Genomic DNA, 24333 nt, shown 5'->3' on the forward strand with positions numbered 1-24333 from the left:
GCATCGAATGCATTCGCAATCAAATCCGTCAAATACGTGCGCCGCTGCACAGAAGAGTCGGCGCGGGTCCGGCATCATGTCAGTTCCATAACCGAAAGCGAACGATCATGACGACTCCCGCTGAAATCCGTCCGATTCCTTATACGCCGGCCTATGAGGTGCCGGAAGACGAGGAACAGGTCACCACCTTCGACCTGAAGGACACGATGCACGGCATCTCGGTCAAGACCTTCCAGGATTCCGGGCATGCGATCCGCAGCGTGCACGCCAAGACGCACGGCCTGCTGGTCGGCGAACTGACCGTGGAGGGTGGCCTGGCGCCCGCGTATGCCCAGGGCCTGTTCGCCCAGCCCGGCCGTTATCCGGCGGTGATCCGCCTGTCGACCACCCCGGGCGACATCCTCAGCGACGACGTCTCGACGCCGCGCGGGCTGTCCTTGAAGGTGATCGGGGTGCCGGGCAGCCGCGTCGAGGGCAGCGAGGATGCCACCACCCAGGACTTCGTGCTGGTCAACGGGCCGGTGTTCAGCGCGCCGAACGCCAGGAAATTCCTGGGCAGCGCCAAGCTGCTGGCCTCGACCACCGACAAGGTGCCGAACCTGAAGCGCGCCTTTTCGGCGGTCGCGCGCGGCGCCGAAAAAGTCATCGAGGCCGTCGGCGGCGAGAGCGCGACGCTGAAGTCGCTGGGTGGCCATCCGGAAACCAACCCGCTCGGCGAAACCTATTACAGCCAGGTGCCGATCCTGTTCGGCGACTACATGGCCAAGGTGTCGGTGGCGCCGGTCAGCCCCGAACTCACCGCGCTGAAGGATGCCGCGGTCGACCTGAAGGACAAGCCGGACGGCCTGCGCGATGCGGTGGTCGATTATTTCTCCGGCCACGGCGGCGAATGGGAGTTGCGCATCCAGCTGTGCACCGACATCGACAAGATGCCGATCGAGGATGCCTCGGTTGAATGGCCGGAAGACCTCAGCCCGTATGTGACGGTGGCGCGCCTGCGCGTCGCCCAGCAGGAAGCCTGGAGTACCGACCGGGCACAGAAGATCGACGAAGGCATGCAATTCAACCCATGGCACGCGCTGGCCGCGCATCGCCCTCTGGGTTCCATCATGCGTGTACGCAAGGAAGTGTATGCAATGTCAAAACGCTTCCGCGCCGAACGCAACGGTGTCGAGATCGCCGAGCCAAGCTCGGTCGACCCTATTCTCGGCAAACATTGAAAGGAACGACCATGAAGACCAAACTCGCAATCGTACTGGCCGGCCTGCTGGGCGCCGGCCTGGCCCAGGCCCAGAGCCACTCGGTGGCCAATTACTCGAACCCGCCCAACACCCAGGCCGACAGCAAGGCCGGCACCGACGCCACGCCGGGCCTGAGCGCCACCCATGCGCGCCAGGACGTGCATCACACCAACCAGAACAAGCCGAACGGGAAGCACAAGAACATCGGCAAGGGCGTGAAGTCGAAGAATGGCGCCGATAACGCGACCACCACCCAGCCGAAGCCGGGTGCGGAAGCGACGCTGCAGAAGGATCCATCGGAGGCGGTGGATCCGCAGCAGCAGAAGGCGTTCAATGCGACGTCGTCGACGTCTTCGAGCACTCCGGATTCGAAGTAATAATCATCTCGGCCGGCAGGTGCTGCACATAGCAGTACCTGCGGCCGAAGCACGTCGCCCCTGTGCAGGCAGGGGCCCAAGTTTTGCGCTATGCCGGCAACTTGGGCCCCTGCCTTCGCAGGGGCGACGTTTACGTGCTAATTGATACTAAAAGATTGGCGGAAGGCAGAAAGAGTCGAACTTACAGGAGAGCGGCTGACGCCCCCCACTGGGTTTGAAGCCCAGCCCCATCACCGGATGAGAATGCCTTCCTTCGTCGTACAGAACCGGGGTCAGCTTTGCCAGCTGACTTGCGGACGCAGCATGTGGCTGTTGCGGACGCGGCGAGTATAGCCGACGCGGTCGAAAAACTCCAGAATCTGGATCGCGCGCTTGCGTCCCAGGCCGGTGGCGTCGCGGAAGGCGGCGGCCTGCACGTCCGGCAGGCCGGCCACGATGTGTGCCAGTTCGGCCAGCGGCGCCGGGTGGTAGAACAGGTCGGGCACCACCTGGCTCAATTGACCCGCGCGCGCCAGCTTGCGCAGCAGTGCGCGCACGGCATCCTCGGCCACGTTGTAGGTCCTGGCCAGGTCGCGCACCCAGGGCGGATCGTAGCGGCCGGCCTGCAGCGCCGGCAGCAGGCGCGCTGCCAAAGCCTCCTCGGCAGCGCTGAGGGCGACGCTGTGTCCCGGCAGGTGCACGCTGTGGCCGGTGCGGGTCAACGTCCCCGCGTCCAGCATGCGCGCCGTGAGGCCGCTCCACAGGGCGTCGCTCGCATCCGGCGCCGCCATGCGCTTCAGGCGCCACAGTTCCGGGCCGGCTTCGTCGGGCTGGCGCGCGTGAAAGTCGGCCAGCACGGCCAGCACCTTGTCCTGCAGCGGCGCCAGCATCGCCGGATCGACCAGCAGCGTATCGCCGCCCGGGAGCGGCAGGCGCAGCGTGTCGGGTGGCAGCGCCAGCCGCTCCAGCGGCACTTGCGTCAGGCGCACCAGTTCGGCGCCGCTCAGGCCCGAGGGGCTGGCGCGCAGCAGCGGTGCGGCATCGCCGTTGTCGACGAAGGCGGCCAGTGCGTCGAGCCAGGCCAGGCGCGCCGGGCTCCTGCGCTTGCGCGCGGCGCCGAACGGATCGAGCACCACGCCGCCGCCGACCGTCTGGGTGGCCTGGGCATTGCGCAGCACGAAGCGGTCGCCCGGCACCGCGTGCAGCGCCTGCTCGAATACCAGCTGCACGCGGCCGCGCTGGCCGGCCTGCAGCTGCTCGGCGTCGAGCGGCACCACGTTGGCGGTATGGTGGGCGGCGCCGATGTGCACGTGTACCGGGCTCCAGGCTTTGAGGGCGCTGCCGGCGTCGGGCAGAAGTTGCAGGTCGACGTCGAGGCGCTCCGAGCACGCGCCCATGCGCGGATCGACGATCCAGGTGCCGCGTTCGATGTCCTCGCGCGCCACGCCGGCCAGGTTCAGCGCCAGGCGCTGGCCGGCCAGGCCGCGCTCGGCGGCGCGGTTCTGGGCGTGGACCGCGCGCACGCGCGCCCCCTTGCCCGAGGGCGCCAGCACCACGCTGTCGCCGATGGCGACGCTGCCCGCGAGCGCGGTGCCGGTGACCACCGTGCCCTGGCCGGACAGCGTGAACACGCGGTCGACGCCCAGGCGGAACAGGCGCGCCTCGTCGCGCGCCGGCAGCGATGCTTCCAGCGCGCGCAGGTGGGCCAGCAGGGCGGCCACGCCCGTATCGCCCTGGTCGGTCGAGCGGGTCGGGAAGATCGGCGCGCCGGCAAACGGCGTCGCCGCCAGCAGTGCGCGGATCTCCCCTTCGACTTCGGCGATGCGCTGCGCATCGGCACGGTCTGCCTTGGTCAGCGCCACCACGCCGCGGCGCACGCCGAGCAGCTGCAGGATGGCCAGGTGCTCGCGCGTCTGCGGCATCACGCCGTCGTCCGCAGCCACCACCAGCAGGGCAACGTCGATGCCGGTCACGCCCGAGGCCATGGTGCGGATGAACTTTTCGTGGCCGGGCACGTCGATGATGCCCAGCACGTGACCGTCCGACTGCGACGGTAAATACGCGTATCCCAGTTCGATCGAGATGCCGCGCGCCTTTTCTTCCTTCAGGCGGTCGGTGTCGACCCCGGTCAGGGCGCGCGTCAGCGTGGTCTTGCCATGGTCGATATGGCCTGCGGTACCGACGATCATGCTGCTGCGGACGCCAGCTGCGCCAGTTGGCGGATGAATACGTCGCGCTGCGGCTCTTCGAGGCAGCGCAGGTCCAGCCACAGGGTATCGTCGGCGATGCGGCCGACCACCGGGCGCGGCAGGGCGCGCAGGCGCCGTTCCAGCACGCCCAGCGGATTGCCGCGTACGCCCGCACCGGCGCGGATCGCCAGGCCATAGCTCGGCAAGCGGTCCACCGGCAGGGCGCCGCTGCCGATCTGGCTGCTCATCGGCTCGGCCGCCACCGCGTAGCCGGGGCCGAGTGCATCCTGCATCGGCTGCAGCAGCGCTTCGGCCAGCGCGCGCATGTCGGCTGCCGGACGGGTCAGCAGGCGCAGCGTGGTCAGGCGTTCGGGCAGCAGGTCGGGCGCGCGGTACAGGTTCAGCACCGGTTCCAAAGCAGCTAGCGTCAATTTCGACACGCGCAGCGCGCGCTTCAGCGGGTTCTTCTTGATCGTGGCGATCAGGTCGGCACGGCCGGCGATGATGCCGCACTGCGGGCCGCCGAGCAGCTTGTCGCCGCTGAAGGTGACCAGGTCGGCCCCGGCCGCGATGGTTTCCCTGACCGTGGTCTCGTGCGGCAGGCCGTAGCGCTCCAGGTCGACCAGCGTCCCGCTGCCGAGATCGACGGCGATCGGGATGCCGCGCTCGCGCGCCAGCGGCGCCAGTTCGGCCACCGTCACTTCCTTGGTGAAGCCGGTGATCGCGTAATTGCTGGTGTGGACCTTGAGCAGCATGGCGGTGTTCTCGCCGGCGAACTCCGCATAGTCCTTCAGGTGGGTGCGGTTGGTGGTGCCGACTTCGCGCAGGATGGCCCCGGCGCGGGTCATGATGTCGGGGATGCGGAAGGCGCCGCCGATCTCGACCAGCTCGCCGCGCGAGACGATCACTTCGCGGCCGGCACCCAATGCGTTCAGCATCAGCAGCACGGCCGCCGCATTGTTGTTGACGATGGTGACGGCCTCGGCCCCGGTCAGCGCCCGCAGCTGGGCTTCGACCAGGTTGTCGCGGTCGCCGCGGCTGCCGGTCTCGAGGTCCCATTCCAGGTTCATCGGCCAGCGCAGCGCTTCGACCACGGCCTGCACCGCTTCGTCGGGCAGCAGCGCGCGTCCGAGATTGGTGTGCAGGACGGTGCCGGTCAGGTTGAACACCGGAACCAGCTTCGAGGCGTTGCTGCTGCGCAGGCGCGCGTCCAGCAGCGCCAGCAGCGCGGCCGGCGCCGTATCGGGCGCTTCGCCGGCCAGGAGGCGCGACCGCACCTCGCTCAGCACCGCGCGCAGCGTCTCGACACTCTGTTCGCGCCCGTATTGCGCCAGCAGCGGTGCGCAGGCCGGATCGTCCAGCAGCACATGCACCGCAGGCAGCCGCAGGTTGGGGGTTGCCGCACCATCGGCTGCCATTACGCTCGTTCCTTCATCATGCATCTTCCTTCAGCCATAGCAGCGGGTTGCCGCTGGCGCGGGCATAACCCGCTTCCGACACCAGCACGTCCAGCATCATGCTGGCCAGGTCGTCCGCCACCGGTTCGACATGGAAGTCGTGTTCCTGGTTGAAGATCTTGCGGTAGGTATGGCAGTCGTCGCAGGTTTCGGCGCGCGCCACCTTGGACGGGTCGATGTTCTTGTAGCCCGGTTTGCCGGCCTTGGCGGCGGCTTCGTTTTCGAGCTGCGGGTCCTCGTCCTTGCCGATCAGGCCCTGGTAGGCGATCTTGCCGTTCGATTCGCAGCACGAGCACTTCACGCGCACCATGTGCCATTCGCTTTCGCAGACGCTGCAGTGCAGGTAGCGGTAACCCTGCGACTGGCCGCCGATGCGCACCACGCTGGCCACCGGATGCGAGCCGCATACCGGGCACAGGGTGCTCGTGACCAGCGGCTGGGCCCAGGCGGCGTCCAGCTGGCCCGCCATCAGGCTCCAGGTGACTTGCAGGGCGGCCGCGATGAACGGCGCGCGCAGCGGATCGGCGCCTTCGTCGAAGCTGCCGAGGATGGCGTCGGCGATGCCTTCCAGCTCGGCGCTCGGGGTGGCGCGCAGGCTGGCGACGGCCGGCGCCAGCTGCGGCGGCGCGTCCTTGGCGGCTTCGAGCGCGTCGAGCAGGCTGGCGAACACGCCCAGCCAGACCGCGGGACGGGTGCCGGTGGCCGGCAGCGGCGGCATATTGTGGTCGTGCGCGAGCTTCAGCTCTTCATTCGCAGGCAGCGCCACGCCGGTGGCGCCGAGGCGGGTGACCACGGTGTGCTGGGCGTCGGCGACGCATGCCATCAGGGTCAGATAGCCTTTGAGGGCTTCCTCGACCGGAATGCCGGGCACTTCGCCGGCGGCCAGGGCGCGCAGGCGCGCGGCGCGGGCCTGGTAGAGGGACGCCGGGTGCGGCAGCAGCAGGCGCGGGATGGCGTTATGATCGAGTGCTTCGATCTCGCCGGGTTGGAGTAGACGTTGTACCAAGATATCTCTCGACTAAAAACAAAGGCCGGGTCGCGTCGGCGAACCCGGCCTATTCTAAATGAATGATGAAAAGCTTGCCGTCGTCGTCCCTGCCTTCGCAGGGACGACGGGTCATGCTTGCCGGGTCAACTTAATGACCGCTGTCACCCTTCTTCATCACCTCTTCGAACCACTTCGGATGGTGCTTGCGCGCCCAGCCGTAGCTGACGAAGCCGCGCGTCATCGCGCCGATCGAGCCCTTGATCCACAGGCCGGCGTAGATGTGCACGATGATCGCCGTGATGATCACGAAGGCGAAGAACGCGTGCATCAGCGCCGAGAAGCGGATCAGGCCGATCGGGAAGAAGTGCGAGAACCACTGGCGCCAGATCACGATGCCCGACAGCAGCAGCACGATCATGCACACCACCAGCGTGAAGAACAGCATCTTCTGGCCGGCGTTGTACTTGCCGATGCGCGGCAGCTTGTCCTCGCGGTTGGCCAGCACGTCGCCGATCTGCTTCAGCCACTGCTTGTCGCCGTCCTCGAACTTGTTGTGGGCACGCATGCGCAGTGCCAGCAGCATGAACGAGACGAACATCACCACACCGAAGAACGGGTGCAGGATGCGGGTCCACTGGCCGCCGCCGAACAGCAGCGCCAGCCACGACATGGCAGGGTGGAACATGGCCAGGCCGGTCAGCGCCAGCACGATGAAGCAGATCGCCGTCAGCCAGTGATTGCTGCGTTCGTTGGCGGTGTAGCGCTGGATGACCGGGTTGCCGTCCTTATCGGTCCGCAACTTGATCAAGTTGCCGTCCTGATCACGCTTCATGCTTTTCCCCTTTCAACTGGCGGGCCTCGTGCAGCGCCTCGGCTTCCTCGTCCTTGCTGACCTCGTTCGGGCCGACACGGGTGTAGTGGAACCAGCCGGCGACCGCGGCCGCCGCCATGCCCAACAGGGCCAGCGGCTTGGTGGCGCCTTTCCACAGGCCGACCATCGGGCTGATGGACGGGTTGTTCGGCAAGCCGTGGTACAGCGCCGGACGGTCCGCGTGGTGCAGCACGTACATCACGTGGGTGCCGCCGACGCCGGCCGGGTCGTACAGGCCAGCGTTCTCGTAGCCGCGTTCCTTCAGGTCTTCGATACGGCCGGCGGCGTGTTCCTTCATCGCCTCCTTGGTACCGAAAACGATTGCGCCGGTCGGGCAGGTCTTGACGCAGGCAGGCTCCTGGCCGACAGCCACGCGGTCCGAGCACAGGGTGCACTTGTAGGCGCGGTTGTCTTCCTTCGAGATGCGCGGAATGTTGAACGGGCAGCCGGTGACGCAATAGCCGCAGCCGATACAGTTTTCCTCGTGGAAGTCCACGATGCCGTTGTTGTACTGCACGATCGCACCCGGCGACGGGCAGGCCTTGAGGCAGCCCGGCTCTTCGCAGTGCATGCAGCCGTCCTTGCGGATCAGCCACTCGAGGTTGCCGTCGTTGGTCTCGTGCTCCGCAAAGCGCATCACGGTCCACGACTTCGGCGTCAAGTCGAGCGGGTTGTCATACACGCCCGCATTGACGCCGACTTCGTCGCGCACGTCGTTCCACTCCATGCAGGCGGTCTGGCAAGCCTTGCAGCCGATGCACTTCGAGACGTCGATCAGCTTGGCGACCTCGCCGGCCGCCGGATGACGATTGGTCGGCGGTACCGTCGTGGTAGCGGAAACCCGCTTGATATCCAAAGATTGTAATGCCATAAATATTCTCTCCGGAGCCTTATGCCTTCTCGACTTTCACCAGGAACGACTTGAATTCCGGCGTCTGCGAGTTGCCATCGCCCACGGCAGGGGTCAGCGTATTGGTCAGGTAGCCAGGCTTGGTCAGGCCCTTGAAACCGAAGTGCAGCGGAATGCCCACGGTGTGGGTTTCCTTGCCGTCGATCTTGAGCGACTTGATTCGCTTGGTCACCACAACCTTCGAAATGATATGGCCGCGCTTCGAGCTCACCTTCACCGTCTCGCCGCTGCTGACGCCGATCTGCTTGGCCAGCGCTTCGCCGATCTCGACGAACTGCTCCGGCTGGATGATCGCATTCAGGCGCACGTGCTTGGTCCAGAAGTGGAAGTGCTCGGTCAGGCGGTAGGTCGTTGCCACCACCGGGAACTCCTGCGCCGTGCCGAACTGCGCACGGTCACCCGGGAACACGCGGGCGCCCGGATTGCTGGTCGCCTTCGGATTGTTCGGGTGCATCAGGTTCTTGCCGACCGGGTTCTCGAACGGCTCGTAGTGCTCGGGGAACGGACCTTCGTTCATCTGGCCGCGGGCGAAGAAACGTGCCACGCCTTCGGCGTTCATGATGAACGGGTTCATGCCGTTGGCCGGATCCTCGTCCAGCTTGAAGTCCGGCACGTCCGGACCGCTCCAGGTCGCACCGTTCCAGGCCACCAGCTTGCGCTTCGGGTCGAACGGCTTGCCCTTGGTGTCGGCCGAGGCACGGTTGTACAGCACGCGGCGGTTGGCCGGCCATGCCCACGCCCAGTTCAGGGTATTGCCGATACCGGTCGGGTCACTGTTGTCGCGGCGGCCCATCTGGTTGCCGGCCTGGGTCCAGCTACCGCACCAGATCCAGTTGCCCGAGGCGGTCGAGCCGTCGTCGCGCAGCAGGCCGAAGCTGCCCAGCTGCTCGCCTTTCTTGGCCAGCACCTTGGTCGGGTCCTTCGGATCGAGCACGTCGGCCAGCGCCTTGCCGTTGAACTCCATCGCGAGTTCTTCCGGGGTCGGGCTGCTCGGCTTGGCATACGGCCAGGTCAGGTTGACGATCGGGTCCGGGAACTTGCCGCCTTCCGTCACGTACGCCTGCTTAAGGCGCAGGAACAGCTCGGACATGATCTCAATGTCCGAACGTGCCTTGCCCGGCGGCTCGACGCCTTGCCAGTGCCACTGCAGCACGCGCGACGACGACACCAGCGAACCGCGCTCTTCGGCGAAGCAGGTGGTCGGCAGGCGGAACACCTCGGTCTGGATCTGGGCCGGATCGACGCGATGGAACTCGCCGTGCGGTTTCCAGAACTCGGCGGTTTCCGTTTCCAGCGGGTCCATGATGACCAGCCACTTCAGCTTCGACAGCGCTTCGGTGGTCTTCTGCTTGTTCGGCGCCGACGCGATCACGTTGAAGCCCTGGCAGATGTAACCGTTCATCTTGCCTTGGTGCATCAGCTCGATCGCCTGCAGCAGGTCGTACGGCTTGTCCAGCTTCGGCAGGTAGTCGAAGGCGAAGTTGTTGTCGGTGGTGGCGGCGTCGCCCCACCAGGTCTTCATCAGCGAGACGTGGAACTTCTTGTAGTTCTGCCAGTAGCTCAGCTGGTTAGGGCGCAGCGGCTTCGAGGCGCGTGCCTCGATGAACTTGCCGAAGTCCTGTTCCGCTTCGAACGGCAGCGTCATGTAGCCGGTCAGCAGGTTCGACATCAGGCCGAGGTCGGTCAGGCCCTGGATGTTCGAGTGGCCGCGCAGTGCGTTCATGCCGCCGCCCGCCGCACCGATGTTGCCCAGCAGCAGCTGGACCATCGCGCCGAGGCGGATGATCTGGGCGCCGACCGAGTGGTGGGTCCAGCCCAGCGCGTACAGGATGGTCGCGACACGGCCCGGGACCGCGGTCGATGCCAGGGTCTCCGCAACTTTCTGGAACTGTTCCGGCGCCACGCCGCAAATCTGCTGCACTTTTTCCGGCGTATAGCGCGAATAGTGCTGCTTCATCAGCTGGTACACGCAGCGCGGGTGCTGCATGGTCGGATCGACCTTGGCGAAACCGTCTTCGCCGATCTCGTAGTTCCAGCTCGACTTGTCGGTGTACTTGCCGGCCTTCTCGTCATAGCCCGAGAAGATACCGTCGTTGAACTGGTAATCCTCGCGCACGATGAAGGACATGTCCGTGTAGTTCTGGACATACTCGTGCTGGATCTTGTCGTTCGTCAGCAGGTAGTTGACGATCGCACCCAGGAATACGATGTCCGTGCCGGTACGCGTCGAGACGTGGAAGTCGGCGACGGACGCAGTACGGGTAAAGCGCGGGTCGACCACGACCAGCTTCGCTTTATTGTGGGCCTTTGCTTCGGTGACCCATTTGAAACCACACGGGTGTGCTTCAGCGGCATTGCCGCCCATGACGAGGATGACATCGGCGTTCTTGATGTCGACCCAGTGATTCGTCATCGCACCACGGCCAAACGTCGGGGCAAGACCTGCCACCGTCGGACCGTGTCAAACACGCGCCTGGTTATCGAATGCGAGCATACCCAAAGAACGGATCGTCTTGTGGGTAATGTATCCTGCTTCATTGCTGGCAGCCGATGCGGCCAGCATGCCGGTGGTGAGCCAGCGGTTGACGGTCTTGCCGTCCGGGGTCTGCTCGATGAAGTTCGCGTCGCGGTCTTCCTTCATCAGCTTGGCGATACGGTCGAGGGCCTTGTCCCACGAGATCTTGGTCCACTCGCTGCTGCCCGGTGCGCGGTATTCCGGCTCCAGCAGGCGGCTCGGGCTGTGGATGAAATCGACCAGCGAAGCGCCTTTCGGGCACAGGGTGCCGCGGTTGACCGGGTGGTCCGGGTCGCCTTCGATGTGGATGATCGAGGCGGCAGCGTTCTTCGCGCCATCGCCCAGGCCATACATCAGGATGCCGCAACCGACTGAGCAGTAGGGGCAGGTATTGCGGGTTTCAGTCGTGCGGGCAAGCTTGTACTGCCGGACTTCGGCCAATGCCGTTGCCGGCGCAAAGCCGAGTACTGCCAGACTGGAACCCGCGATGGTCGCGCCAGAGACCCTGAGGAACTGGCGCCGTGACATCTGGTTCATGAATAATCCTTCTAACGGGAAAGTATTGCTTCGCTACTTTACCACTCTATGGAAACCTTGGTGCTACCATGTTTGAAAACAGGTCTGTACGCACGGAAAAATACGTAGTATCCACAACGTTTCTTTGTGGCTTCGTGTATTGCTTTGCAACCATTAGTTAAAATACTTTCATTTGATGAAACTGCCGATTACAAATGATTCTGAACAAGAATCGACCGGAGAATTACCGAAAACGTCGCAGCCACGCCCTGTGTTGCGAATGAAACACGGTGTGTTGAGCAAGGCCGACGACCTCGTCGTCGACGAGCACGCCATTGCAATGACGTATAACGGGATATCACACGCAGTGATGATGGCCACCCCGGCCGACCTCGAGGATTTCGCGCTCGGCTTCTCGCTCAGCGAAGGCATCATTGCGCATCCGGGCGAGTGCTACGGCATCGACGTGGTCAACGGCGCCGGCGGCATCACGGTCGAGATCGAGATCGCCAGCGGCGCTTTCATGGCGCTCAAGGAACGCCGCCGCACGCTGGCCGGACGTACCGGCTGCGGCCTGTGCGGGGTCGACAGCCTCGACCAGGTCTGCCGGCCGCTGCCGATGCTGGCGCGCGCGCAGGGCTTCAATACAGAAGGGGTGCGGCGCGCACTGAGCGAGATCGGCCCGCGCCAGGCATTGACCCGCCTGACCGGTGCCGCCCACGCGGCCGCCTGGTGCGGCATGGACGGCGAGCTGCACATCGTGCGCGAGGACGTCGGCCGCCACAACGCCCTCGACAAGGTGATCGGTGCGATGACCCGCGCCAAGGCTGCCCCTGCCGACGGCTTCCTGCTGATTACGAGCCGGGTCAGCTTCGAGATGGCGCAGAAGGCCAGCCTGGCCGGCGTGTCGGCGCTGGTCGGCATGTCGGCGCCGACGCTGGCCGCGGTCGAACTCGCCGAGACGGCCGGCATGACGCTGCTGGCGTTTGCCCGCGGCAGCGATTTCGTGTGCTACACCCATCCGGACGGCCTGCAACTGGACAGCGCTTGCCAAGTGGCGCCGCCTGGCGCAGCATAAGTGTTCAGGATGAGCAAACCGCATTAGCTAACTACCAGGAGAGCGGCAATGATCAAGGTGAGCGTAATGTACCCGAACGGCCCGGACGCCCGTTTCGACACGGCCTACTATGTGGAGCGCCACATGCCGATGGTGAAGGAACGCATGGGCAGCCAGTTGCGCTACTACACGGTCGACGTCGCGCTGGCGCCCGGCTCGACCGATCCGAATGCGCCCTACATCGCAATGGGCCACCTGTTCTGCGACTCGGCCGAAGCCTTCCAGGCCGGCTTCGGGCCGCATACGCAGGAAATCATGGGCGACATTCCGAACTACACCAACCAGAAGCCGGTGATCCAGATGAGCTCGGTGGCAGTCGGCGCGCCTTGAGCAGTCCGGCGCCCCTTTACGCGGCTTCAGCCCGACACCAGCGCCAGCAACTGGCGCCGGTCGTCGGGGCGCTGGACCTGGGCCGTGACCCGGTCCCACAGTAAAAACATGCCGTAGGCCCACTGCGTCACCAGTTCGGCCTCGGCCGCCGGCTTGTCCGCCAGGCCGCCCAGCAGGCGCCCGATCTCGGCGCGCGCCTGCGCGGTCACGTGCTCGTAATTCCACTCGTCCTTCGGCAGCATGCGCTGGCGCGCACGGTAGCGGCGCGCACGCTCGGCATCGCTCATTGCATCGTCCTTGGGCGGGCGGCCGCGCTTTTTGGCACGATTCGGGTCGAGCGGGAGTTCGATGGTGCGCTGGTCTTCGGGATGCTTCATGGATGGGCTTGCGTCGTTGTGGATGAGATCGATTATTCGTGATGCATCACGCGATAGCAAGCACCGAATTCAACTTCATTTATCGTGGCGCATCACGAAAAATGCCGCAGCCAGGCGGAGTCACCCTGGAACGCCGCGCCAGCCCACCTGCCTAAGGGAGATGCGGCGAAAGGAGGGCGATCATGGCATCCAGGGACATAGCGATTGCATGCCAGGGCGGCGGCAGTCATGCGGCTTACACCGCCGGCGTGTTGCCGGTACTCTTGGGCGAATTCGACAACCTGGCGCGGGCCCATGCGGCGGCCGGCCAGGCGTATCGCGAGTCGGGCACCGAAGGCGGCCTGGAAGCGCCGGTACTAGTCGCCATCAGCGGCACCTCGGGCGGGGCCATCAGCGCCTTGCTGGGCTGGTACGGCTTCATCACCGGCGGCTTTGAGGAGGCCAGGCGCCGGCTCGACACCTTTTGGGACAACAACTCGGCCACGCACTGGGCCGAGGCCACGCTGAACCACTATGCGCGTGCCGTCAGCGATGCCACGTCGATGTTCGGCCTGGACGTGAAATCCAGCCCGTACGCGCAAACGATGCAGGGCATGGAATGGTTCAGCGCTTCACTGTGGCCGGCAATGGCACGCGCGCTCGGCCCGGACAACCCGTGGATGCGGCCCGATTACTTCGCGCTGCCGCAGCTGCTGCGTCCTGCCGTCGATTGGCAGCTGATCCACGCCTGGGGCGAGTTCGCCAGCCTGCCGCTGGAAGTGCGGCGCTGGGTTCGCAGCGAATTGCAGGCGGCCATGTTCGCGCCCGACGCACCCTGCCAGCAAACCTACCGTGCCGAACGCATGGCGATCGAACAGCGGATCGAGGACAAGCTCGGCGCCGCCGGACGCGTGTTGGACCGCATCGAGCGGCTTGGCCTGGGTGACGCCAGCCTGCTGCGTGCAGCCTTCGGCCGCTGGCAGCCGCCGCCGCTGCGCTACGAGGCGCAGTCGCTGGAAGCGCTGGCCGGCGCGGTACAGGCCGTTACGCAATGCATCCCGCACCTGCTGATCGGCGCGGTCGAGCTGCACGAAGGCGATTTCGTGGCGTTCAGCTCGGAACGCGGCAGCGACGACGGCGGCATTTCGCTGGACGCCGTGCTGGCCTCGGCGGCGGTCCCGTGGCTGTTCCGCGCGCGCCTCATGCGCGGCCTCGACCCGGACACGCTGGCGCCGCGCGAGCTCGCGCTGTGGGACGGACTGTTTTCCCAGAATCCGCCGGTCCGCGATTTCCTGTCCGGGGTGCTGGACGACGCCAAGAAGCCAGACGAGATCTGGGTGGTGCAGATCAACCCGGCCCAGGCCAAGGTCGAAGCCGGGGCGGCGACGGGAAGCGGCGCCAAGGCCGCGCGGCGGCTGGTGATGTCCGGCGGCGAGATCTGGGACTTGCGCAACGCGCTGGCCGGCAACCTGGCGCTGAACCAGGAGCTCGGCTTCGTCGAAGCGATCAACCGGCGCATGGATGCCACGCCGCCGGACAGCGATGGCCGGATGCCGGCCAAGCGCGACGACCGCCGCGTGCAGGTCGACCGCATCGTCATGGACAGCGATGCGATCGAGCTGGCGACCGGCATGGACCTGGGCGCCAATTCCAAGCTCGACCGCGACCCGCGCCTGAAGGAGGCGCTGTGCGAGCACGGCCGCTTGCAGGCGCGGCGCTACCTGGCGCTGCGGCGCCAGGTCGGGCAGCTGTGCGGCGACCTCGGGCCGGTGCTGGCCGGCGCCTGCGGCAGCGTGGCCGGGATCGCAGGCGACGCCGGCGGCGCGTGCCGGGCGACGGCTGGACGCGGCGCCTTGCTGGTCGAAGGCAGCACCGTCTACAGTACCGGCGCCGCGGCCGGCGCACCGCGCGCGCTGGTACGCTGGCGTACGCTGGATGCCGAGATCGGCGGGCGGCCGGTACAGATCGAAGGGCGCAGCGAGCTGGCCGACGACATGGACGCCGGCAGCGGCTGGCGCGTGCAGGCGGTCAGGATCACTGGCCTGGCGCCGCGCCGCATGCCTGCCGGCGGCGTGGCGGCGCTGGCCGACGCCACCCGCGGCGGGGAGCGTGTGGAGGCAACGCCGGCGAGGACGCAGGTACGCCACTGAGGGGCCGCGGAGCGGGAGTGTTCAAATCACGGGGTTGGCGCTAAGCTGTCCGCTTTCCATGATTTCAACAACTCCCCATGTCCACGACCCAGCATTACCCGAATGCCGCCCTGGCCGGCGTGCCCGGCGGGCGCCAGCGGCTCGACACGCCGGCCCTGCTGCTCGATCTGGACGCGATGGCGTGCAACATCGCCCGCATGGCACAGTTTGCGGCGGACCGGGGCGTGGGGCTGCGGCCCCACGTCAAGACCCACAAGTCGGTCGAGATTGCGCGCCGCCAGCTGGCGGCAGGGGCCATCGGCCTGTCCTGCGTCACCCTCGGTGAGGCGGAGACGATGGCCATGGCCGGACTGCCCGGCGTCCTGATCACGTCGCCGATCGTCACGGCCGGGAAGATCCGCCGCCTGGTCGAGCTGGCGTCACGGGCAACGCCGGGCGAGCTGATGGTGGTCGTGGATCACCCCCGCAACGTCGACGACCTGGCAGCCGCCGCCGGCGCGCTGGCGCATCCGCTGCACGTGCTGATCGACTACGCGGCCGGCTACGGACGCACCGGCGCGGAGGATGCCGACGCGGTGCTGGCACTGGCACGACGGATCGACAGCCATCCCACGCTGCGCCTGCGAGGACTGCAAGCCTATGCCGGCAACATCCAGCACATCGGCGAGCGCGCGCAACGCGCGGCGGCGGCAGCGGCAGTGCGGTCCTCGGTGCGCCAGGTGATCGAAGCCGCGTCGGGTGCCGGCATCCGCTTCGGGATCGTCACGGGCGGCGGCACCGGCAGCCACGACCTCGACGCGCAAGACGATCTGTTCACCGAACTGCAGGTCGGCTCCTACGTGTTCATGGACGCCGACTATAGCGCGGTGCTGGCCGGCGCCGCCGCGTCCCCGTCTTTCGACGTGGCCCTGCTGGTGCAGGCCGCGGTGGTGAGCGTGAACCAGCCCGGCTGGGTCACCGTCGACGCCGGCACCAAGGCATTCGCCACCGACAGCGGCGTGCCGCTGGTCGCGGGCGGGCCGCTGGCCAGTGCCGCCTACGCCTTTGCCGGCGACGAGCACGGCAGGCTGACGGTCGATGCCGGGCGGCGTCCGCAGCTGGGCGACCGGGTCGAATTCGTGACCCCGCACTGCGACCCGACCGTCAACCTGCACGAGGTCTACCACGTGGTCAGCGGCGACACGCTGGTGGACATCTGGCCAGTGGATGCCCGTGGCCGCTGAGGGAGCGGCAGGTATAATCGCTTCCATGACCGACCCCACGCGCGACGCCCCGGCACCCGTTCCGGCACCGACCCTGTCCGACGTCGCCGCCCTGGCGGGCGTGTCGCGCGCGATCGCCTCGCGTGCGCTGTCGGCGCAGCCGCGCCCTGTGTCGGCCGACAAGCGCGAACGCGTGCTGCGTGCGGCCGAGACCCTCGGCTTCCGCCCCAATTCACTGGCGCGCGGGCTGGCCAGCAAGACCGTCAACCTGGTCGCCATCCTGGTCAACCACATCCACGACCTGTCCGACCTCGACCTGTTCGACCTGCTGCTGGCCGAAATCCAGGCGATCGGCAAGCAGGTGATCTTCATCCGGGTGGGCGCCGGCGGCGATGCCGAATCCTTCCTGCGCGACGGCGTCGCCTACCACGTCGATGCGGCGCTGGTGTTTACCGACTTCGCCGACGCCGCCAGCGTGCGCCGCATGTTCCGCAACAATGCGGTGCTGATGCTGAACGGCCACCACGATCCGGGCGCGCCGTCGGTGACGATGGACGAAGACCAGGGCATCCGCGAAGCCGTGGCCGATGCCGCGGGCAAGGGCGTGCGCAGCGCGCTGCTGCTGACCGGGCGCACGATGTCGCTGGTGGAGCAGGCGCGCATCGCTTCCTACCGCGCGGCGCTGGCCCGGCACGGCATCGACCTGCTGGGGGAGCTGGCGGGCGATTATTCGTATGCCAGCGGACGCGCGCTGGCGGACAGGATCGACGTCGAGCGTACCGGCGCCGTGTTCTGTACCTCGGATGCGATGGCGATGGGGGTGCTCGATGCCCACCGCGCGCACTTTCCGCAGCACCGGCCGGCACGTTTTCGCCTGTACGGATTCGACAACGTCTCGCTGACCCAGTTCGACGCCTATCCGATTTCCTCGATCGGCGCCGACAAGCGCGCGTATGTCGCGCAGATCGTGCGCATCCTGAACGGGCCGGCGCCGCTGGCGCAGAACAGCGAGCAGGTGCTGGTGCCGACCCGCTTCGTGCCGCGCCTCACGGGATGACGCCTCACAAGCTAAATTAGGTGCTTCAAGGCGCCAACGACGGCGGCACCGCTTTCGCACCCCACCATTTGCGGTAATTGGCGGCGTAGGCGCCGGTCCGGACGTAATCGGCCACGAAGCCGTTCACGAACTGCAGCAGCGCCGGATCGCCCTTGGCCATGGCGATGCCGATCGGCGTGTTGCCGTACATCGCAGGCAGGGTCTCCAGCTGCGGGTTCTTGCTGGCCAGGTAGTCGAGCAGCGACGCATCCTCGATGCCGGCATCGGCGCGCTTCTGCTGCAGCAGCAGGACGCCGTCCGGCGCGAAGTTGTCGGTGTAGACCGGCACTGCCCCTGGCGCCGAGTGGCGCAGGAAGGCATCGGCCGTGGTGCCGCGGCCGACCACCACGCGCTTGCCGTCCAGGTCCGCCAGCGTCTTGACGTGCGCGCTCTTCTGGGCGATCACGCGCAGGCCGGCCACGTTATAAGGCATCGAGAAATCCACCACGCGTGCCCGCTGCGGCGTGATCGAGACGTTGGCGACCACCAGGTCGAGCTGCTTCGAACGCAGCATCGAGATACGGGCGTCGCTCGAGACGTCGGAAAAGCGCACCGGCACGCCCAGGCGCGCGGCCAGCTGTTTCGCCACGTCGACGTCGTAGCCGACCGGCTCGTTGGCGGCGTTGCGGAAGCCCACCGGCTCGCCGCCCAGCGAAACGCCGATGCGCACATAGCCGCGCGCCTTGATCTCCTCGATGCGGCCGGCGAGCGCCGACGCCGCCATCAGCATCAACAGGGCGCCGGCGGCGCAGCGTCTTAGATTCGTTTCCAGTGTCAGGCCGTGCTGCATGTACTGTCCTTTCAGGGTTTGACGTTGGCGGCGATGCGCAGTTCGGGGGCGGCCATGCGCTCGTCCCAGTACCAATAGCGGATTTCGTCGTCGCAGCGGTAGTTGACCACCTGGTGGTTGCCCCGGGCGTCCATCGCGTGAATGACGACGCCGGCCAGGAAGCCGGTCTGCAGTTCGGCCAGTTCTTCCACCGCCAGCTTGACCGCATCTTCCAGCGTGTGGCCGAGCCGCAGCGCCAGCACAATGCTGCGCGCGGTCCCGCAGCGCATGGTCATCTCGCCGGTATGGGTGCAGGCGGCCGCGCCATAGCGGCTGTCCGCATAGAAGCCGGCGCCGGGAATCGGCGAATCGCCCAGGCGCCCCGGATACTTCCAGGCCCAGCCCGAGGTCGAGGTGACCACGCCGAGATTGTCGCCGCCGTCACGGCCCAGGAACACCGTTGTATCGCGTACGCGCTCCGGATCGGTGATCGTGTTGCTGAGCGGCGCCAGCGGAATGTCCGGGAAGGCGGCCAGCTGCTGCGGCGACATCTCCTTCTGCAGGCGCTCCCACCACACGCGCTTGCTGTCCGGATGCAGCACCTCGTCGAGCGCGAACCCGCGCTCGGTGGCAAAGCGGCGCGCCCCGGCGCCGGTCAGCATCACGTGCGGCAGGTGCTGCATCACTTCATAAGCCAGCGCGGAGACGGGCAGGGTGGCCGGCACCGCGCCGACCGCGCCGACGTCGCGCGTGGTACCGTCCATGACGCCGGCGTCGAACTCCATCTCGCCCAGCATGTTCGGCCAGCCGCCGTAGCCGACGCTGCGCACCCTGGCCTCGCGTTCGACCTTCGCGATCCCTTCGATCATGGACGGGATGCCGGCGCCGCCCCCTTTCAGCAGCTCGACCGTGGTGTCGAAGCCGGGCCAGGCTTCGGCGTTCGCCAACAGCATTTTCATGTTCATGACTTGTTCATCTTTGACAAAAATTGGGCGATACGCGGCTGCGCCAGGCCGCCGTCGGGGGCGAAGAACTGCGCCGCCGGCAGGTCGGCCAGCAGCCGGCCGCCGTCCAGGAAGACGATGCGGTCCGAGATCTCGCGCGCGAACTCGATTTCGTGGGTCACGAACAGCATCGTGGTGCCGCTGCGCGCCAGTTTCCCGAGGATGGCCAGCACCTCGGCCGTCATCTCCGGATCGAGCGCGCTGGTGACTTCGTCCAGCAGCAGGTAGCGCGGCTGCATCGCCAGGGCGCGGCAGATGCCGATGCGCTGGCGCTGGCCGCCCGACAGCTGGGACGGATACAGGCCGGCGCGCTCGCCCAGGCCGACGGAAGCCAGCAGCTCGCGCGCTGCCTGTTCGGCGCGGGCGCGCGGCATCTTGAGGACTTCGATCGGCGCCAGCGTCACGTTCTGCAGCGCCGTCATGTGCGGATACAGGTTGAATAGCTGGAACACGGTGCCCGAACAGCGCCGCGCCAGCTGCAGCCCCTTCGGATCGTCGACGCGGTGGCCGTCGACCGAAATCGTGCCGCCGTCGAGCTTTTCCAGGCCGTTGATGCAGCGGATCAGGGTCGACTTGCCGGAGCCGCTGGGGCCGAGAATGGACACGACTTCGCCCGGCGCGATGCGCAGGTCGATGCCATCCAGGATGATGTTGCTGCCGAAGCGCTTGGACACGCCTTCGATGTTGATCATGCTATAAACCCTTCCATTCACGATGCGCGCGCAGGCGCGCTTCCAGGCGTGCGCAGGCGCCGGCGATCAGCCGCGCCATCAGGTAGTACAGCAGGCCGATCACGGTCCAGACGATGAAGGGCTTGAGGGTGCGCAGGTTCAGGATCGCGCCGACCTTGGTGAGATCGATCACGCCGATCACCGAGATCAGCGAGGTCACCTGCAGCTGGTTGATCAGCAGGCCGGCCAGCGGCCCGAAGCCGAAAGCGGCCGCCTGCGGCGCCACGACGCGGCGCAGCGTCTGCCAGCGGCTCAGGCCGAACACGCGCGCGGTCTCGAGCTGCTCGCGCCCGACCGATTCGATGGCCGACACCGCAATGACATAGATAAAGGCGGCGGTATTCCCGGACAGCGTGATCAGCGCGGCCTGCACCGGCGTCAGGTCTGTCTCCAGCAGCACCGGCAAGCCGAAGAACACCAGGAACAGCTGCACCAGCACCGGGGAATTCTTCAGCAGCTCGGCCAGCAGGGCGGCCAGGGGCGCCAGCAGCGGCACGCGGTAATAGCGCAGCAGCGCCCAGCCCAGGCCGATGACGCCGCCGATGAGGGTGGTCGCGGCGAACAGGGCTGCCGAGACGCCGAGGCCCTGCAGCAGCAGGAACAGGTCGTGCGAAGTGAAATCGGTGTAGCGCATCATCGTGCATGCTCGCGGTTCAGGCGCCGGTGCAGGGCGCCGGCCGACAGCGAGACCAGCCAGGTCAGCACGGCGTACAGGACCAGCAGCAGCGCATACACCTCGAACGGCTGGAAGGTGTCGGCCGCCACGATCTTGGCGCTGCCGGTCAGTTCATTCAGGGTGATCGCCGACAGGATCGACGAGGTCAGGATCAGGTTGACGAACACCGAGCCGAGCGGCCGCACGGCACTGCGCAGCGCGATCGGCAGCACGATGCGGCGGTAGATGGCCACCCGGGACAATCCGCTGACTTCCGCCGCTTCCAGCACGCCGGGGTCGATCGCCAGGATGCCGGCGCGGATCGCATCGGACGTGAAGGCGCCGCCCGCCAGCGACAGCGCCAGTACGCCGGTGGCGAAAGCGCTCAGCTCGAGGCCCATTTCCGGCAAGCCGTAGAACAGGAAGAACAGCTGGACGATGAAGGGCACGTTGCGGAACACGTCGACGTAGACGCCGGCCGCGCGCCGTGCCGGTGCCGATGCCGCGGTGCGCATCAGGGCCACCAGGGTGCCCAGCAGCAGGCTGCCGGCCAGGGCCAGCGCACAGGCGAGGGCGCTCAGGCGCGCCCCGGCGGCGAGGTCGCCGAAATACGGTATGAGCGAGGTCGGATCGAACTGCAAACTGCATTCTCCCATCAAGCATGAAGCCAAAAAGTGAAACCGGTTTCACTTTAAGCCCGACGAGTCTCACACAAACTGTCGGGAATTTCAAGAACAATGGCGGCTGGCGCGGCGGATCAGGCCCGCAGGGCGGCCTTCAATGCGGCCACCTTGGCGGCGCTGGTCTGGCGCCGGCCGCCGGCGTCGAAGCCGAACGCGGCGACCTGCGGCGATGCAGGCGCCAGCGGCACCGAGCAGGACGCGTGGACGTCGGTCAGCGGCAGGCGCGCGCGCAGCATGCCGGCGTTGCCGGCGTCGATACCGGCACCGGGCATGACGGTGATGCGCCCGGCGGCGGCGTCGAAGCAGCGCTGCAGGCCGTCCAGGCCATCCGGCGCTTTCCTGGCGCCGCCGGAGGTGAGGATGCGTTCGAAACCGAGGCCGATGGCGAGGAGGGTGGCTTGTGCCAGGTCCGGGCACAGGTCGATCGCGCGGTGCAGCGTGCAGCGCAGCTTGCGGTCTGCGGCGTGCCGGACCAGGCGTTCCAGTGTGCCTGCATCCAGCTGGCCGTCGTCCAGCGACGCGCCGAGCACGACGCCTTGCAGGCCGGCAGCGGCGACGGCGTCGATCTCGTGCAGCATCAGCTGAATGTCCGCTTCGTTGAAACGGAAGTCGCCGCCGCGCGGGCGGACCATGGCCACGACCGGCACCGGGCTGCCGGAGGCCGCGCGCAGCAGGCCGGCGCTCGGGGTCAGGCCGCCGATCTCGAGGGCGCTGCAGAGTTCGATGCGGCCGGCGCCGCCTTCGAGCGCGGCGGCCAGGCCGTCGGGGTGGTCGACGCAGACTTCGAGGGTGATCCCGTCAGCCACGCTGGTTGCCCAGCTTTTCCAGTCCGAGCCAGGCGGCGCCGATCAATCCCGCTTCTGCGCCCGACTGGCCCGGCACGATGATCGGCGTGTCGGTCTTGCGCAGGATGGCGGCGCGCACCGCCGCGTCCAGGCGCGCGATCAGCGGCGCGCTGTTGGACAGGCCGCCGCCGACCGGCAGGATCGATGCGCCCACCGTATTGACGAGCATCGCCAGCGGGCCGGCCAGCAGGTCGATGAAGACGGCGACCGTGCGTTCGGCAGCGGCGTCGCCGGCCTGCCAGGCGTCGATGATGGCGCGGCTGTCCAGCCCCGGCTGGCCCAGCGCCCCGTGCAGCCGCTCGAGGCCGCGCGCGCCGCCGACCGTGTCGAGGCAACCGGTCTGGCCGCAGCCGCAGGGGAAGCGCGGGATCGCCTGCGGCGGCGTGCCGGCGAACTGTGCGGCCACCGGGCCGTGGCCCCATTCGCCGGCGAGGCCGCCGGGGCCACCGACCAGGTGGCCATCGATGACCAGGCCGCCGCCGACGCCGGTCCCCAGGATCAGGCCGAAAACGTTGCGGTGGCCGCGCCCGGCACCGGCCCGGGCTTCGGCCAGCGCGAAGCTGTCGGCGTCGTTGAGGATCCAGACCGGCAGCCCGAATGCCGCGGACAGGTCTGCGGCAAGCGTGCGGCCATCGATGCCCGGGATGTTGGCGCACTTGATGCGGCCGCTGTCCGGATCGATGACGCCGGCGATCGAGATGGCGACGCCCTCGGTCGGGCCGCCGGCATCGATCAGCGCCTGCATGGCTGCCGCGAAAGCCGCGAAGTCGTGGGTGGGCGTCGGCACGCGATGGGCGGCGCCGATCTGGCCGTCGGCGGTGGCGACGGCGGATTTGATGGCGGTGCCGCCGATGTCGAAGGAAGTAATCATGTTCGGGATCATAAGGGCAAAAGTTGCGGATTGCCACAAAGATCATAATTCATTCCGCCCTTCGTATAATCCATTTTTCGCTCCAGACATGAACATGATGAAATCGAAACACATTCTCTCGGCGCTCGCGTTTTCCGGCGTGACGGCCGTTGCCGCCGGCCAGGCCGGCCACGTCGACAAGCTGCCGCAGGCGGCCGGCAAGGCGCCCGCGGTGCTCAGTACTGCCGAATTCGGCGCGAAAGACGGTCCCCTGAGCGACGATTCCGCCGCCGAGGCCGCCGCGCTCGAGCAGGCGACGGCGGCACGGAGCCTGCTGCGCAGCCAATGGATGTACAAAACGCCGAAGCGCGGGATCAAGGCATGGAAATCGACCTTCGGGACCCGGGATCAGGCCACGGTGGCCAGCTTCAGCGACGGCGACGAGGCGAGGGAGGCGCGCACCGAGGTGCTCGGCCTGGCGGCCGACTCGGACGTCTCGGTTCACCCCGAGCGCGATCACGTCGCACTGTTCGTGCAGCAGCTGGCACAGCCGGCGGCGGTGGCGACGTCGAAGACGACCTACACCGCGACCTCGGTCACGTCGCCCGACTTTGCTGCGGCCATCGCCGCCGGAAAGATCAAGCGCGGCATGATGATCGATACCGGGGAGAGGCCCAAGAAAACGGGCGTGATCTACAGCGCGAGCGGGTCGACCATCAACGTATCGGCCTGGTATGTGGTCGACGGCACGCGCGCCACCGCGACGCCGGCGCGCGGCACGCCGGCCTACGTCAACCCGAGTACGAAGGTGTGGGCGCTGAATGCCAACGTCGAATTGCGCGCCAATGCCATGGCCACCGACGCCGTCGGCTTCGAACTGGGTCTGGTCAACGACAAGGCGGACGATCTCGGCTACCTGTACGACGCCGTGAACCTGGGTTCGAAACGTGGCCTGAATGCCTTCCAGTCGCGCGGACGCTGGGTGCAGGGCTTTTATGCATACAACGGCACGAACTACGGTTTCGTGTCGCAGACCGCCGCGCAGATCGGCTTTTATGCCCAGGGCGGACCAGTCGGGATGCAGTCGGACGGCGCGACCGCCATTGCATACCTGGCCAAGAATGCGGCCAACGCGCTCGTGGTACAGAACACGGCCGGCAAGTCGCTGACCATTCTCGACGGTGCCGGCGTGTGGCAAAGCATCCGGACGCGCTATGCGACATTCGGCAACGGCCAGACCATCGACGGCCAGGCGGTGGTGGCTTCGGCGCTGGTCGTCTCGACGGCGACCACGATCCATCTGCCGGCACCGGGCGCGAATGCAAATCGCGTGCTGTACGTGAAAAACCCGAAAGGCAGCACGGTGCCGGTCGACTTCGCCGGCAACGTCGAAGACGCATCGGGTTCGGTGCAGGTTGCGCCGGGCGGTGCGGTGACGCTGATTTCGGATGGCAGCAAGTGGATACCGATCGGGAAATATTGATCCGAAAGCGCAGGCCGGC

Annotated in this window: 22 protein-coding genes and 1 tRNA gene; 8 read left to right on the forward strand and 15 right to left on the reverse strand. The window is 67.1% G+C overall.

The features are described from left to right. Positions 1 to 107 precede the first annotated feature (107 nt). Together FBX97_RS07415 and FBX97_RS07420 are read left to right on the forward strand one after the other, a co-directional pair. The gene (locus tag FBX97_RS07415) at positions 108 to 1220 is read left to right on the forward strand and encodes a catalase family protein (protein WP_141829955.1); all 1113 of its coding nucleotides are present in this window, start codon (positions 108 to 110) and stop codon (positions 1218 to 1220) included. Positions 1221 to 1231: 11 nt separating this feature from the next. Beyond that, the gene (locus FBX97_RS07420) at positions 1232 to 1618 is read left to right on the forward strand and encodes a hypothetical protein (protein ID WP_141829957.1); all 387 of its coding nucleotides are present in this window, start codon (positions 1232 to 1234) and stop codon (positions 1616 to 1618) included. A 156-nt stretch (positions 1619 to 1774) separates the two neighbouring features. On the opposite strand, the gene FBX97_RS07425 is transcribed toward FBX97_RS07420, so the two are convergent. The 7 genes from FBX97_RS07425 to fdnG form a co-directional block, all read right to left on the reverse strand. After that, positions 1775 to 1870 (reverse strand) — tRNA-Sec (locus FBX97_RS07425). A 20-nt stretch (positions 1871 to 1890) separates the two neighbouring features. Beyond that, positions 1891 to 3786 carry a selenocysteine-specific translation elongation factor gene (gene selB, locus FBX97_RS07430; RefSeq protein ID WP_141829959.1) on the reverse strand — a complete coding sequence of 632 codons (1896 nt, stop codon included), beginning with the start codon at positions 3784 to 3786 and terminating at the stop codon, positions 1891 to 1893. Next, a complete protein-coding gene (gene selA / locus FBX97_RS07435; protein ID WP_255517335.1) occupies positions 3783 to 5204 on the reverse strand; it encodes an L-seryl-tRNA(Sec) selenium transferase in 1422 nt (473 codons plus the stop codon). The genes selB and selA overlap by 4 nt, the downstream gene beginning before the upstream one ends. A 16-nt stretch (positions 5205 to 5220) precedes the next feature. Continuing rightward, positions 5221 to 6249 (reverse strand): formate dehydrogenase accessory protein FdhE, encoded by a 1029-nt coding sequence (gene fdhE, locus FBX97_RS07440; RefSeq protein WP_141829962.1) that lies wholly within the window; start codon positions 6247 to 6249, stop codon positions 5221 to 5223. Positions 6250 to 6379: 130 nt separating this feature from the next. After that, positions 6380 to 7063, reverse strand: a complete 684-nt coding sequence (locus tag FBX97_RS07445; RefSeq protein WP_141829964.1) for a formate dehydrogenase subunit gamma — start codon at positions 7061 to 7063, stop codon at positions 6380 to 6382. After that, positions 7053 to 7973: a formate dehydrogenase subunit beta gene (gene fdxH / locus FBX97_RS07450; protein WP_141829966.1), complete on the reverse strand. Its 921-nt coding sequence runs from the start codon at positions 7971 to 7973 to the stop codon at positions 7053 to 7055. The genes FBX97_RS07445 and fdxH overlap by 11 nt, the downstream gene beginning before the upstream one ends. A 19-nt stretch (positions 7974 to 7992) precedes the next feature. After that, a complete protein-coding gene (gene fdnG, locus FBX97_RS07455; RefSeq protein WP_141829967.1) occupies positions 7993 to 11064 on the reverse strand; it encodes a formate dehydrogenase-N subunit alpha in 3072 nt (1023 codons plus the stop codon). A 259-nt stretch (positions 11065 to 11323) separates the two neighbouring features. Between fdnG and fdhD the strand changes: the two genes are divergently transcribed. Then, entirely contained in the window at positions 11324 to 12121 is a 798-nt protein-coding gene (gene fdhD, locus FBX97_RS07460) for a formate dehydrogenase accessory sulfurtransferase FdhD (protein ID WP_255517336.1), read from the forward strand. 48 nt (positions 12122 to 12169) lie between these two features. Next, positions 12170 to 12490, forward strand: coding sequence for an EthD family reductase (locus FBX97_RS07465; protein ID WP_141829971.1), 321 nt, complete (start codon positions 12170 to 12172; stop codon positions 12488 to 12490). 26 nt (positions 12491 to 12516) lie between these two features. Here FBX97_RS07465 and FBX97_RS07470 read toward each other — a convergent pair whose 3' ends face one another. After that, positions 12517 to 12867: a hypothetical protein gene (locus FBX97_RS07470; protein WP_141829972.1), complete on the reverse strand. Its 351-nt coding sequence runs from the start codon at positions 12865 to 12867 to the stop codon at positions 12517 to 12519. 182 nt (positions 12868 to 13049) lie between these two features. Here FBX97_RS07470 and FBX97_RS29840 point away from each other — a divergent pair, with 182 nt between their 5' ends. From FBX97_RS29840 to FBX97_RS07485, 3 genes are all read left to right on the forward strand, one after another. Further along, positions 13050 to 14996: a patatin-like phospholipase family protein gene (locus FBX97_RS29840; protein WP_141829974.1), complete on the forward strand. Its 1947-nt coding sequence runs from the start codon at positions 13050 to 13052 to the stop codon at positions 14994 to 14996. A 77-nt stretch (positions 14997 to 15073) separates the two neighbouring features. Next, positions 15074 to 16219 (forward strand): DSD1 family PLP-dependent enzyme, encoded by a 1146-nt coding sequence (locus tag FBX97_RS07480; RefSeq protein WP_141829976.1) that lies wholly within the window; start codon positions 15074 to 15076, stop codon positions 16217 to 16219. A gap of 25 nt (positions 16220 to 16244) precedes the next feature. Further along, positions 16245 to 17255 (forward strand): LacI family DNA-binding transcriptional regulator, encoded by a 1011-nt coding sequence (locus tag FBX97_RS07485; RefSeq protein ID WP_141829977.1) that lies wholly within the window; start codon positions 16245 to 16247, stop codon positions 17253 to 17255. A gap of 25 nt (positions 17256 to 17280) precedes the next feature. Here the strand turns inward: FBX97_RS07485 and FBX97_RS07490 are convergent, their stop codons facing one another. The 7 genes from FBX97_RS07490 to FBX97_RS07520 form a co-directional block, all read right to left on the reverse strand. Beyond that, positions 17281 to 18084 carry a transporter substrate-binding domain-containing protein gene (locus FBX97_RS07490; RefSeq protein WP_221631760.1) on the reverse strand — a complete coding sequence of 268 codons (804 nt, stop codon included), beginning with the start codon at positions 18082 to 18084 and terminating at the stop codon, positions 17281 to 17283. Between the two features lie 11 nt (positions 18085 to 18095). Further along, positions 18096 to 19028: an isoaspartyl peptidase/L-asparaginase gene (locus FBX97_RS07495; RefSeq protein WP_221631762.1), complete on the reverse strand. Its 933-nt coding sequence runs from the start codon at positions 19026 to 19028 to the stop codon at positions 18096 to 18098. After that, positions 19025 to 19759, reverse strand: a complete 735-nt coding sequence (locus FBX97_RS07500; RefSeq protein WP_141829979.1) for an amino acid ABC transporter ATP-binding protein — start codon at positions 19757 to 19759, stop codon at positions 19025 to 19027. The genes FBX97_RS07495 and FBX97_RS07500 overlap by 4 nt, the downstream gene beginning before the upstream one ends. 1 nt (position 19760) lies before the next feature. Further along, a complete protein-coding gene (locus tag FBX97_RS07505; protein WP_221631764.1) occupies positions 19761 to 20435 on the reverse strand; it encodes an amino acid ABC transporter permease in 675 nt (224 codons plus the stop codon). Continuing rightward, positions 20432 to 21094 (reverse strand): amino acid ABC transporter permease, encoded by a 663-nt coding sequence (locus FBX97_RS07510; RefSeq protein WP_141829981.1) that lies wholly within the window; start codon positions 21092 to 21094, stop codon positions 20432 to 20434. The genes FBX97_RS07505 and FBX97_RS07510 overlap by 4 nt, the downstream gene beginning before the upstream one ends. Positions 21095 to 21210: 116 nt before the next feature. Further along, positions 21211 to 21942, reverse strand: coding sequence for a copper homeostasis protein CutC (locus FBX97_RS07515; protein ID WP_141829982.1), 732 nt, complete (start codon positions 21940 to 21942; stop codon positions 21211 to 21213). Then, entirely contained in the window at positions 21935 to 22852 is a 918-nt protein-coding gene (locus FBX97_RS07520; RefSeq protein WP_141829984.1) for an ROK family protein, read from the reverse strand. Before FBX97_RS07520 ends, FBX97_RS07515 begins: the two co-directional genes overlap by 8 nt. 94 nt (positions 22853 to 22946) lie before the next feature. Here FBX97_RS07520 and FBX97_RS07525 point away from each other — a divergent pair, with 94 nt between their 5' ends. Further along, positions 22947 to 24314, forward strand: coding sequence for a hypothetical protein (locus tag FBX97_RS07525; RefSeq protein ID WP_141829986.1), 1368 nt, complete (start codon positions 22947 to 22949; stop codon positions 24312 to 24314). Positions 24315 to 24333 lie beyond the last annotated feature (19 nt).

This window comes from Herbaspirillum sp. SJZ107 (assembly GCF_006715485.1).
Lineage (GTDB): Bacteria > Pseudomonadota > Gammaproteobacteria > Burkholderiales > Burkholderiaceae_D > Telluria.

Bases quoted from the DNA above. Each gene is read 5' to 3' on its own strand.
- FBX97_RS07480 (WP_141829976.1), top strand. From the start codon at position 15,074: ATGTCCACGACCCAGCATTACCCGAATGCCGCCCTGGCCGGCGTGCCC.
- FBX97_RS07420 (WP_141829957.1), top strand. From the start codon at position 1,232: ATGAAGACCAAACTCGCAATCGTACTGGCCGGCCTGCTGGGCGCCGGC.
- FBX97_RS07500 (WP_141829979.1), bottom strand. From the start codon at position 19,759: ATGATCAACATCGAAGGCGTGTCCAAGCGCTTCGGCAGCAACATCATC.
- FBX97_RS07465 (WP_141829971.1), top strand. From the start codon at position 12,170: ATGATCAAGGTGAGCGTAATGTACCCGAACGGCCCGGACGCCCGTTTC.
- FBX97_RS07495 (WP_221631762.1), bottom strand. From the start codon at position 19,028: ATGAACATGAAAATGCTGTTGGCGAACGCCGAAGCCTGGCCCGGCTTC.
- selA (WP_255517335.1), bottom strand. From the start codon at position 5,204: ATGGCAGCCGATGGTGCGGCAACCCCCAACCTGCGGCTGCCTGCGGTG.
- FBX97_RS07445 (WP_141829964.1), bottom strand. From the start codon at position 7,063: ATGAAGCGTGATCAGGACGGCAACTTGATCAAGTTGCGGACCGATAAG.
- fdxH (WP_141829966.1), bottom strand. From the start codon at position 7,973: ATGGCATTACAATCTTTGGATATCAAGCGGGTTTCCGCTACCACGACG.
- selB (WP_141829959.1), bottom strand. From the start codon at position 3,786: ATGATCGTCGGTACCGCAGGCCATATCGACCATGGCAAGACCACGCTG.
- FBX97_RS07520 (WP_141829984.1), bottom strand. From the start codon at position 22,852: ATGATTACTTCCTTCGACATCGGCGGCACCGCCATCAAATCCGCCGTC.
- FBX97_RS07525 (WP_141829986.1), top strand. From the start codon at position 22,947: ATGATGAAATCGAAACACATTCTCTCGGCGCTCGCGTTTTCCGGCGTG.
- FBX97_RS07485 (WP_141829977.1), top strand. From the start codon at position 16,245: ATGACCGACCCCACGCGCGACGCCCCGGCACCCGTTCCGGCACCGACC.
- FBX97_RS29840 (WP_141829974.1), top strand. From the start codon at position 13,050: ATGGCATCCAGGGACATAGCGATTGCATGCCAGGGCGGCGGCAGTCAT.
- fdhD (WP_255517336.1), top strand. From the start codon at position 11,324: ATGAAACACGGTGTGTTGAGCAAGGCCGACGACCTCGTCGTCGACGAG.
- FBX97_RS07470 (WP_141829972.1), bottom strand. From the start codon at position 12,867: ATGAAGCATCCCGAAGACCAGCGCACCATCGAACTCCCGCTCGACCCG.
- FBX97_RS07415 (WP_141829955.1), top strand. From the start codon at position 108: ATGACGACTCCCGCTGAAATCCGTCCGATTCCTTATACGCCGGCCTAT.
- FBX97_RS07505 (WP_221631764.1), bottom strand. From the start codon at position 20,435: ATGATGCGCTACACCGATTTCACTTCGCACGACCTGTTCCTGCTGCTG.
- FBX97_RS07490 (WP_221631760.1), bottom strand. From the start codon at position 18,084: ATGCAGCACGGCCTGACACTGGAAACGAATCTAAGACGCTGCGCCGCC.